Source organism: Streptomyces sp. NPDC048600, from assembly GCF_055587025.1.
This window is the reverse complement of record NZ_JBVJGZ010000003.1, coordinates 445,716-455,984: the sequence shown is the minus strand read 5'-3', so window position 1 is coordinate 455,984 and position 10,269 is coordinate 445,716. Positions and strand designations below refer to the sequence as shown.

General features: G+C 73.7%; 8 protein-coding genes. 3 read left to right on the top strand and 5 right to left on the bottom strand.

The genetic code is table 11. The features are described from left to right. Positions 1-470 precede the first annotated feature (470 nt). The gene (locus ACZ6SQ_RS06240; protein ID WP_469557195.1) at positions 471-959 is read left to right on the top strand and encodes an excalibur calcium-binding domain-containing protein; all 489 of its coding nucleotides are present in this window, start codon (positions 471-473) and stop codon (positions 957-959) included. A gap of 71 nt (positions 960-1,030) precedes the next feature. Here ACZ6SQ_RS06240 and ACZ6SQ_RS06235 read toward each other — a convergent pair whose 3' ends face one another. Both ACZ6SQ_RS06235 and ACZ6SQ_RS06230 read right to left on the bottom strand, forming a co-directional pair. Then, the gene (locus ACZ6SQ_RS06235; protein ID WP_469557193.1) at positions 1,031-2,503 is read right to left on the bottom strand and encodes a sensor histidine kinase; all 1,473 of its coding nucleotides are present in this window, start codon (positions 2,501-2,503) and stop codon (positions 1,031-1,033) included. Next, the gene (locus tag ACZ6SQ_RS06230) at positions 2,500-3,210 is read right to left on the bottom strand and encodes a response regulator transcription factor (RefSeq protein ID WP_469557230.1); all 711 of its coding nucleotides are present in this window, start codon (positions 3,208-3,210) and stop codon (positions 2,500-2,502) included. Before ACZ6SQ_RS06230 ends, ACZ6SQ_RS06235 begins: the two co-directional genes overlap by 4 nt. 201 nt (positions 3,211-3,411) lie before the next feature. Here ACZ6SQ_RS06230 and ACZ6SQ_RS06225 point away from each other — a divergent pair, with 201 nt between their 5' ends. Together ACZ6SQ_RS06225 and ACZ6SQ_RS06220 are read left to right on the top strand one after the other, a co-directional pair. Then, positions 3,412-4,014, top strand: coding sequence for a carbonic anhydrase (locus ACZ6SQ_RS06225; protein WP_469557229.1), 603 nt, complete (start codon positions 3,412-3,414; stop codon positions 4,012-4,014). Continuing rightward, positions 4,011-5,945 carry a SulP family inorganic anion transporter gene (locus ACZ6SQ_RS06220; protein WP_469557191.1) on the top strand — a complete coding sequence of 645 codons (1,935 nt, stop codon included), beginning with the start codon at positions 4,011-4,013 and terminating at the stop codon, positions 5,943-5,945. The genes ACZ6SQ_RS06225 and ACZ6SQ_RS06220 overlap by 4 nt, the downstream gene beginning before the upstream one ends. An 81-nt stretch (positions 5,946-6,026) precedes the next feature. On the opposite strand, the gene nirD is transcribed toward ACZ6SQ_RS06220, so the two are convergent. The 3 genes from nirD to ACZ6SQ_RS06205 are packed head-to-tail and all read right to left on the bottom strand — an operon-like array spanning position 6,027 to position 10,170. Beyond that, positions 6,027-6,377 carry a nitrite reductase small subunit NirD gene (nirD, locus tag ACZ6SQ_RS06215; protein WP_469557189.1) on the bottom strand — a complete coding sequence of 117 codons (351 nt, stop codon included), beginning with the start codon at positions 6,375-6,377 and terminating at the stop codon, positions 6,027-6,029. Beyond that, on the bottom strand, positions 6,374-8,968 hold the full coding sequence (gene nirB / locus ACZ6SQ_RS06210; protein WP_469557187.1) for a nitrite reductase large subunit NirB: 2,595 nt from the start codon (positions 8,966-8,968) through the stop codon (positions 6,374-6,376). The genes nirD and nirB overlap by 4 nt, the downstream gene beginning before the upstream one ends. Next, on the bottom strand, positions 8,965-10,170 hold the full coding sequence (locus tag ACZ6SQ_RS06205) for an NAD(P)/FAD-dependent oxidoreductase (RefSeq protein WP_469557185.1): 1,206 nt from the start codon (positions 10,168-10,170) through the stop codon (positions 8,965-8,967). Before ACZ6SQ_RS06205 ends, nirB begins: the two co-directional genes overlap by 4 nt. Between the last annotated feature and the right edge of the window lie 99 nt (positions 10,171-10,269).

Genomic DNA, 10,269 nt, shown 5'->3' with positions numbered 1-10,269 from the left:
AAGGGAAAAAGCAGGGGCCTTCAAACCCGGTGGGGGGGGGTTGAGAACCAAAAAGAACAAAAAAAAGCGGGCCCCCCCCCCCCCCCCCCCCCCCCCCCCCCCCCCCCCCCCCCCCCCCCCTCCGCCCCCCCCCCCCCCCCCCCCCCCCCCCCCCGCGCCACAGGGTCCCGCCGAACACGGCGGAGGAACCACCGAGGACGGCCGCGCGCAGGAGGGTACGACGTTCCACGCTCACTCCAAAGGGGTGCCGTGACCGCCCGCCGTCGGGCAGACGACGGGGCCGTGCGCTGATGGACCCTAGACGCGCTCGGTGGACGGTCCATGGACAATCCATGACGCTTCGCCGTACGGCAAAGCCTTCACGCACGGTCACGAAACCATTACAAGTCCTTCACTTGCCCCGGGGTGGACATACGGTCGTCGCCCGAAGTGACAGCAGTGTCCGACGTGACACCTCTGGGGGCGACGACATGAGCAACCCGTACACCACCCCGCCGATGCCGCACCCCGCGCCCGGGGTGCCGGCCCCGGCGCCCCGGTGGGCCCGCAAGCGATTCGTGCTGCCCGCGCTCGGGCTCGCGCTGCTGATCGGGATCGGGATGGGAGCGGGCGGCGGGGACGGCGAGAAGGCCGGTGCCGCGGCGGCCGTGGGCACCCCCGCGCCGACCGTCACCGCCACCGTGACGGCCACCGTCACCGAGACGCCCCGGGCCGAGGCCGCGCCCACGGTCACCGAGACCGTGACGAGGACCGTCAGGACCGAGGTCACGGAGACCGTCACCGCCGAGGCCGCCGCCGACTCCGGGTCCGACGACTCCGGGTCGGGAGATTCCGGCACCTCCGCCTACTACGCCAACTGCACCGCGGCCCGTGCCGCCGGAGCCGCACCGCTGTACGCCGGTGACCCCGGCTACGGCCGGCATCTCGACCGGGACGGCGACGGGGCCGCCTGCGAGTAGCCGCGACGGCTCAGGCGGGCAGGGCTGGCACTGGTGCATCGGCCACGCCGACGACCACGCCCGGCGTCGGGTCACGCGGGCAGGGCGGGCACCCTGCGTCCGGGCTGGTCCGCCCTGCCCGCGCTCGGCTCCGGGCCGGGCGGGCGGGCCGAGGGCAGCCGGACCACCGCGTCCACCCCGCCGGTGGCCGCCTCCCGCAGCGTGACCTCGCCGCCGCTCGCGCGAGCCAGCCGCCGGACCAGGGTCAGGCCCAGGCCCGCGCCGCCCTTCGGGGCCTGCGGGGCGCGCCAGAACCGGTCGAAGGCGCGGGCCCGCTGCTCGGCCGTCATACCGGGACCCTCGTCCGTCACATGGAGGTCGGCCCAGCACGGGCGGCTGTCCCGCAACGGGCGGCGGGCGGGGGTGTGCAGCCGCAGCTCCACGGTGACCGTGCTGCCCGCCGGGGAGGCCCGCAGGGCGTTGGACAGCAGGTTGTCCAGGATCTGCTCCACCGCGCCCGCCAGCGCCAGCACCGGGCCCACGCTCCCGGCGAACAGCACCAGGGACACGCCCTCGCGGGCGAACAGCGGCTGCCAGGTGCGGTGGCGTTCCGCGCAGACCGCGCCCACGTCGACCGGGCCGGGCACGGTCTCGTCCTCCTCCAGGCGGGCCATGGCGAGCAGGTCCTCGACCATCCTGGCCAGCCGGTCGGTCTCGGTCATCGCGGCGGCCAGGCTGGGCCGGGCGCGCCGGGCCACGGCGGGTTCGAGGTTCTCCAGGCGCAGCCGCAGCGCCGCCAGCGGGGTGCGCAGCTGGTGCGAGGCCTCGCCCGCGAAGGCGCGCTGCGAGGCCAGGAGGTGTTCCAGCCGGGCGGCCGTCGTGTTGAACGCGGCCGCCAGGCTGCGCACCTCCGGCGGGCCCGACTTCACCGGAACGCCGGAGACGGGGCCGCCCTCGGCCAGCCGGTGCGCGGCCTCCTCCAGCAGCCGGATGGGACGGCCGGCCCAGCGGGCGAAGGAGAACGCCGCCGCCACGGCCCCCGCGAGCGCCACGGGTCCCGCCAGGGCCAGCAGCAGCCAGACCCGCATGATCCGGGCGTTCACCGCTTCGGTCGGCAGGGTGATGCGGACGGCACCGAGGGCCGCCCGGGCGCCGACCGGCCGGGCCACCGACAGATGCCCGACCCCGCCGAGCCAGGAGGCGCGCACATCCGTGGCGGGCCGGCCGCGCAGCGCCGCCGTCAGGTCCGGGTGCCCCGCCCGGCCCGGTGGTCCGGCGGGCGGGGCACCGGGGGCCGCGGCCAGCACCCCGCCGTCCGTGCCGACGACCACCACCCGCCCGCCGATGCGTCGCGCACAGTGCGCGACCCGCTCGGCCAGGGCGCCGGGCCGGCCGGAGGCCAGGGACAGCTCCGTGTACGCGGCGACCGCCTCGGCCTCCGCGGCGGCCGCCTCGACGATCCGCGCCCGCTCGGTCCGCGAGTGCACGATCCCCAGCGGGATCTCCAGGCACAGCAGCACGATCGTGGCCAGGCCGACATAGCTCAGCAGCAGCCGGCGGGTCATGCTGCGCCCCGCGGCGGGCCCTGCTCGGGCGTCTGGACCGCAAGGCGGAAACCGACCCCGCGCAGGGTACGGATCCACCCCGGCTCGCCCAGCTTGCGGCGCAGCGTGGCCACATGGACGTCCAGGGTCCTGGTCGGGCCGTCGTAGTGCTCGTCCCAGACCCGGTCCAGGATCTGCTGCCGGGAGTACACCGCTCCGGCGTCCTCGGCGAGCAGCGCCAGCAGCTCGAACTCCTTCGGGGTCAGCGCCACCTGCTCCTCGCCCACCCACACCTGCCGGGTGCGGCGGTCCACGACGAGCGGGCCGGGCGCGGCCCGCTCCGGCTCCCCCTCGTGCGGCGTCTCCCGGGCCGGTCCACGGCGCCGGTGCACGGCCCGGATGCGGGCGACCAGCTCCCGCACGCTGAACGGCTTCGCCAGGTAGTCGTCGGCGCCGAGCTCCAGGCCCAGCACCCGGTCGGCCTCCTCGCCGCGCGCGCTGAGGATGATGACCGGCACGTCGGAGGTCCGCCGGATGCCGCGGCACACATCGATGCCGTCCATGTCGGGCAGTCCCAGGTCCAGCAGCACGACATCGCCGTACGGACCGCGCAGCCCCTCCGCTCCGGTGGGGACATGGCGGACCGTCAGTCCGTAGCCCCGCAGTCCTTCGCCGAGCGGGTCGGCGATCGTCTCGTCGTCCTCGATGAGCAGCACTCGTACGCCCATGGCGTCGTGTCTCTCCATGAATGGGGGACGGGGTTCGACACGCTACAAGGAGGATCCCGGCCTTCGGCAGTAAATCCGAGGCAATGTGAAATGACCCTCAGAAACCGCTTGCGTCCAGTCTTTTGGCATTCCTCTAACCTTCCTCTGCATTTGCCCCTCCTACGGTCGTCGGACCTGTTCGGACCCGTGTCTGGAGGCATGATGAAGGCATTGCTGGACCGCGCCCGGTCGTTCAAGCGGCGTGTGGACTTCGAGGGTGACGAATACCGGAAACTGGCCGTCGGGCAATTTCCCGAGGCACTCTTCATAACCTGCTCCGACTCGCGGGTGATTCCCGCGCTCATCACCGGAGCGCGCCCGGGAGAGATATTCGAGCTGCGGAATGCGGGCAACATCGTGCCGCCCCACGACGCACAGGGAACCGCCGGTGGGGAGGCCGCCACCATCGAGTACGCGGTGGAGGTGCTGGGCGTTCAGGACGTCGTCGTCTGCGGCCACTCCCACTGCGGTGCCATGGGTGCGCTGCGGCACGGCACCGACCTGTCCGCACTGCCCCGGGTGGACGCCTGGCTGGACATGGTCCGGCCCGCGCTGGAGGGGGTGGGCGGGCCGCCGGAGCCCGCGCTGCGGGAGGTCGTCCAGCTGAACATCCGTCACCAGCTCGACGTGCTGCGCGGTCATCCGGCCGTGCACCGGCGGACCGAGGCCGGGAGGCTGCGGCTGCACGGCTGGTACTACGAGGTGGACTCCGGGCGGGTCCACGAGCTGGACGAGGACGGTCTGTTCCGGGTGCACGGCTCGTGAGCGGGGCACACGCGCGGCGCCGCTCCCGCCCGCCGCGCGCCACCGGGTCCGCCGGGTCCGCCGGGTCCGCCGCGGAGAATCCGCGGCGCGGGGCCGGCTCCGGCACGGAGGTTCCGAAGCGCGGGGCCGGCTCCGGAACCGGGGGTGCCCGCGCGCCGCGCAAGGGGGGTGTCGACCTCGGTACCGAGATCACCGCGTCCCTGGTCGTCTTCCTCGTCGCCCTCCCGTTGTGCATCGGCGTGGCCGTCGCCTCCGGGGTGCCCGCCGAGCTCGGCATCGTCTCCGGGGTCGTCGGCGGGCTCGTGGTCGGGGCCGCGCGGGGCAGCACCCTCCAGGTCAGCGGTCCGGCCGCGGGGCTGGCGGCACTGGTGGCCGAGACGGTGGCCGAGCACGGGGTGGCGGCGCTCGGGGTGATCGTCCTGGGCTCCGGCGTCCTGCAGATCGTGCTGGGGCTGGTGCGGCTCGGCCGGATGTTCCAGGCGATCTCCCTCGCCGTCGTGCAGGGCATGCTCGCCGGCATCGGACTGCCGCTGATGTTCAGCCAGTTGTATCCGATGTCCGACGCGAAGGCCCCCGGCACACCGGTCGAGAACATCGCCGGTGTCCCCGCGCTGGCCGCCGGTGTCGCGGCCGATCCGCAGGCGGCGATCGCGGCGGGCCTCGGCGTCGTCACGATCCTGCTCAGCTTCGCCTGGAAGAAGGTGCCCGGACCGGTCCGCAGGATCCCGGCCGCCCTCGTCGCCGTCGGCATCGGTATCGCGGTCGCCGCGCTGCCGGGCGTGAACGTCAGGACGCTCCAGGTCGGCGACCTCGCGGACGCGGTGGACGTGCCGGGACCCGGGCAGTTCGCGCTGCTCGCCGACGCCGGGATCGTCACCGCCGTCCTCACCTTCACGGTGATCGCGTCGGCGGAGAGCCTGTTCACCGCGGCGGCCGTGGACCGGATGCACAGCGGGCCGCGTACGAAGTACAACAGCGAGCTCCTCGCCCAGGGCGCGGGGAACACCGTCGCCGGACTGCTGGGCGCACTGCCCGTGACGGCGGTCGTCGCCCGCAGTTCGGCGAACGTCCAGGCCGGGGCGAAGACCCGGATCTCCCGCACCCTGCACGGTGTGTGGCTGCTGGCCTTCGCACTGCTGCTGCCCCAGGTCCTGGCGCTGATCCCGATCTCGGTGCTGGCCGGGGTGCTGGTGCACAGCGGCTGGAAGCTGTTCGCACCGGAGGAGTTCCCGAAGATGTGGCGGGCCGACCGGGCCGAGTTCGCGGTGATGACGCTCACCACCGCCGTCATCACCGTCACCGCGCTGCTGGAGGGCGTGCTCGTCGGCCTGCTGGCCGGCGTGGTGGTGGCCGCGCTGCGGATGTCCCAGGCCGTCGTGCGGCTGCGCACCGCGGACGACACCGCCGAGGTCGTCGTGGCGGGCAACGCCACGTTCCTGCGGCTGCCCCGGCTGATCGAGGGCCTGGAGCAGGCCGCGGCCTCCGGCCGGCCCCGCATCCGGCTGGACCTGAGCGCGGTGACCCACCTGGACCACGCCTGCCGCACCCAGATCGACGAGTTCACGGCCCAGCAGCGGGGCGCGGGAGTCCTGGTGGACGTACTGATGCCCCGGCAGGCGGACGAGCAGCCCCGACCGGTGGAGGAGCGGGCGCAACCGGCGGCAGAGCAGCCGCAGTCGGCGGCGGAACGGCAGCAACCGGCGGCGGAACAGCAGCAACCGGGCGCGGAACAGCCCCGGTCGCCGTCCGGACCGTCGCCGTCCGGACCGACCCCGTCCGTGGACGGTCCGCCCTGGCCGGAGACCGGGGACGACGGGGAGTGGCCCGACCTCGTGAGCCCGTCGCCGGTGCCCGGCCCCACCTCGGAGTGGTTCTACCTGGAGACCCGGCCGCTCCCGCACGCCCACGGCACCTACGGGCGGGCCGGCTGAGCGCCGGCGCCGGGCGCACACGGCGAGGCGCGCACCCGTCGGCGTGGGTGCGCGCCTCGCACGCCTGGCTTCCTCAGCAGGTCAGGACGTGCGGACCTCGTACGTCGGCACGCTGACCGTGTCGTCGTCCAGACAGGCCCCCGTCTCCAGGTCGAAGCGCTGCTTCAGCAGCGGCGAGGCGACGTAGGCGCGGCCCTCGTGGGTGCCGATGAGGCCGCGGGACAGCACGGCGGCGCCGTTGAACGGGTCGCGGTTGTCGATGGCGTACACCCGGCCCGCCCGGTCGCGGAACAGGGCGATCTGGCTGCCGTCGGGCAGCAGCGCCGCCACACCCCGGCCGGGCAGCAGCCGGCCGAGCTCGCAGATCGCCAGCCATTCGGAGGCCAGTCGGATCTCGACCTTCAGGTCGGTCGTCTCGAGTGCCAGGGTCATCGCTGGGCGCTCCCTTCCAGGGGACGGTGGCCGATGGTGAGCAGGGGGAGGTCGGGCTTGATCTGGTCCCGCTCGGGGACGAAGCCGACGACCGGGTCGGGGGTGTCGGGCGCGTTCACGAAGGACACGAACCGGGCGAGCTTCTCCGGGTCCTTGATGGTCTCGGCCCACTCGTCGCGGTAGTTCGCCACGTGGTCGGTCATCAGGGACTCCAGCTCCTCGCAGATGCCGAGGGAGTCCTCCACGACCACGTCACGGACGTGGTCCAGGCCGCCCGGGATGCGCTCCAGCCAGGTGGAGGTGCGCTCCAGGCGGTCCGCGGTGCGGATGTAGAACATCAGGAACCGGTCGATCAGACGGATCAGTTCGGCGTCGGAGAGGTCCTGCGCGAGGAGGTCCGCGTGGCGCGGGGTGGCGCCGCCGTTGCCGCCGACGTAGAGGTTCCAGCCGTTGGAGGTGGCGATCACGCCGAAGTCCTTGGACTGGGCCTCCGCGCACTCGCGGGCGCAGCCGGACACCGCCGACTTCAGCTTGTGCGGGGAGCGCAGGCCCCGGTAGCGCAGCTCCAGGTCGATGGCCATGCGGACCGAGTCCTGCTGGCCGTAGCGGCACCAGGTGGAGCCGACGCAGGACTTCACCGTGCGCAGCGCCTTGCCGTAGGCGTGGCCGGACTCGAAACCGGCGTCCACCAGCCGGGTCCAGATCAGCGGCAGCTGTTCGACGCGGGCGCCGAAGAGGTCGATGCGCTGGCCGCCGGTGATCTTGGTGTAGAGGCCGAAGTCGCGGGCGATCTCGCCGATGACGATCAGCTTCTCCGGGGTGATCTCACCGCCGGCGATCCGCGGGACGACCGAGTACGAGCCGTTCCTCTGGAGGTTCGCCAGGAAGTGGTCGTTGCTGTCCTGGAGGGCGGCCTGCTCACCGTCGAGGACGTAGCCGCTCGCGCCGATGGTCGGGGCCAGGGAGGCGATGATCGAGCCGACGGCGGGCTTGCACACCTCGCAGCCGTCGCCGCCGCGGGCGCTGTCGCGGCCGTGCCGGTCGAGCAGGTCCTGGTAGGAGTTGATCCGCAGGGCGAGGACGATCTCGTAGAGCTCCTCGCGGGTCTGCGAGAAGCAGCCGCACAGGCCCTTGTCGACCACGATGCCGCCGGCCTCCAGCTCGGCGTCCACGAGCTGGCCGAGGACCTTGATGCAGCTGCCGCAGCCGGTGCCGGCCTTGGTGCACTTCTTCACCTCGGGCACGGACGTGCACTGGTGGTCGGTGACCGCGCCGCGGATCGCGCCCTTGGTGACGTTGTGGCAGGAGCAGATGATCGCGTCGTCCGGCAGCGCGCCGGGGCCGAGCTGCACGGCCTCGCCGGAGCCGGCCGGCAGCACCAGGCTCTCCGGGGCGACGGGCGGAACCGTGCCGGTCAGGGCCCGCAGCGTGCCGTACGCCTCCGCGTCGCCGACCAGGATGCCGCCGAGGAGGGTGCCGTCGCTGCCGATGACCAGCTTCTTGTACAGGCCCGAGCGGGAGTCGGAGTAGACGACGTCCAGGCAGTTCTCGGTGGCGCCGTGGGCGTCGCCGAAGGAGGCCACGTCCACGCCGAGCAGCTTCAGCTTGGTGGAGAGGTCGGCGCCGGTGAAGGAGGCCTCGTCGGCGGCGATGGTCGCGGCGGCGGTCTTCGCCTGCTCGTAGCCGGGCGCGACCAGGCCGTAGACCCGGCCGTCCGCGGCCAGCGCGCACTCGCCGATGGCGAACACGCTCGGGTCGTTCACCGTGCGGCACTGCTCGTCGACCGTGATGCCGCCGCGCTCGCCGACCGTCAGGCCGCAGTCGCGGGCGAGCTGGTCGCGGGGGCGGACACCGGCGCTGAACACCACCAGGTCGACGGAGAGTTCGGAGCCGTCCGACAGCTTCATACCGGTCACCGAGCCGTCGTCGCCGGTGAGGATCTCCTGGGTGCCGACCCCGGTGTGCACCGACAGGCCCATGCCCTCGATGGTGCGCAGCAGCGCCGCGCCGCCGCCGTCGTCGACCTGGACGGGCATCAGCCGGGGGGCGAACTCCACGATGTGGCTGTCGAGCCCGAGGCCCTTGAGCGCGCCCGCGGCCTCCAGGCCCAGCAGACCGCCGCCGACGACCGCGCCGGTGGTGCGGGTCCTGGCGTAGTCCTCGATGGCCAGCAGGTCGTCGATGGTGCGGTAGACGAAGCAGCCGGCGGCGTCCTTGTTCGGCACCGGCGGCACGAACGGGTAGGAGCCGGTGGCCAGTACGAGGATGTCGTAGTCGACGACGAGACCGGAGCGGGCGGTGACCTTCTTGGCCTCGCGGTCGACGGTCTCGGCCGGGTCGCCGAGGTGCAGCTCGATGCCGTGGGCCTTGATGAACTCCATGTCGGTCATGGAGAGCTCCTCGGGCGAGGTGCCCGAGAAGTACGAGGTCAGCTGGACGCGGTCGTAGGCCGGGCGCGGCTCCTCGCACAGGACGACGACGCGGTGGGTGGCGGTGAGACCGCGCTCGGCGAGGGCTTCGAGGAAGCACTGGCCGACCATGCCGTGGCCGACGAGCACGATCGTGGGGGTGGCCCCCGGGGTGGCGGTCATGAGGAGCCTCCGTCGTTGGTGAGCAGGTGGAGCAGGGGGCCGTCGTCGGGGAGCGGCTCTGCTCCCTCCCAGGCGCGCGCCAGCGCGCCGACGGTGCCGAGTTCGCCGACGAGAACCCCGCCGACCAGGCGGTCGTCGCGGACGACGACCTTGCGGTAGGTGCCGCGCGTGGCGTCGGCGAGCTGGACGACGTCGTCGCCCGGCAGGGGCACGGTCTCGCCGAACGCGGCGAGGTCGAGCCCGGTGAGCGTGAGCCGGGTCAGGGCGCGGGTGCCGCGGTAGCGGGCACCGGCGCGGCCGGCGAGTACCTCGGCGAGGACGTCGGCCTGCTCCAGGGCGGGCGCGGCGAGGCCGTAGACCTCGCCGTCGTGCTGGGCGCAGTCGCCGACGGCGAAGATGTCCGGGTCGGAGGTGCGCAGCTCGTCGTCGACGAGGACGCCCTTGTGCACGGAGAGCCCGGCGTCCTTGGCGAGGCCCACCCGGGGGTGGACGCCGCAGGCCAGGACGACGAGGTCGGCGTCGAGGGCGTAGCCGTCGGGCATCTCCACGGAGCGGACGGCGCCGCCGACGCAGCGCACGTCGCGGACCCGGGACTCGGTGTGGATCTCCACGCCGAGCGCGACGAGGTGGCGGTGCACGAGCTGCGAGGCGGCCGGGTCGAGCTGGCGCTCCATCAGCCGTTCCGACTGCTGGGCCAGGACGACCGAGGCGCCGCGCAGGGCGAGGGCGCGGGCGGCGGACACGCCGAGCAGTCCGCCGCCGATGACGACGGCCCTGATGCCGGGGCGGACCGCCTTGGACAGTCCCAGGCAGTCGTCCAGGGTGCGGAAGGCGTGGACGCCCTCGGGGAGCACGTGCTCGGGGGTGAACAGTCCGCGCAGCGGGGGCAGCACCGGGTTGGAGCCGGTGGCCAGGACCAGCGTGTCGTATGCGATCTCCGCCCCGTCCGCGCAGTTCACCTTGCGGGCCGCGCGGTCGATCCCGGTCACCCGGGCGCGGACCAGGTCCGCCGGGGCGGGCAGCGCGATGACGTCGGGGCTGTAGCGCCCGGCCAGCACCTCGGCGAGCAGCACCCGGTTGTAGGGCCGGTGCTCCTCCTCGCCGACGAGCACCGCGGGCATGCCGAGCTCCGCCAGGCGCCGGGCGAGCCGTACGCCCGCGAGGCCGGCGCCGATCACCACCACACGCGATTTCGAGGTCATGTCAACGAGCGTGCGGTGCGGGTGTTACCCGGTCGCATCACGTCTGTTTCACGGGGGGAACTCTGCCCTCAGCATGCGGGGCGCCGCGATGTGAGGGAA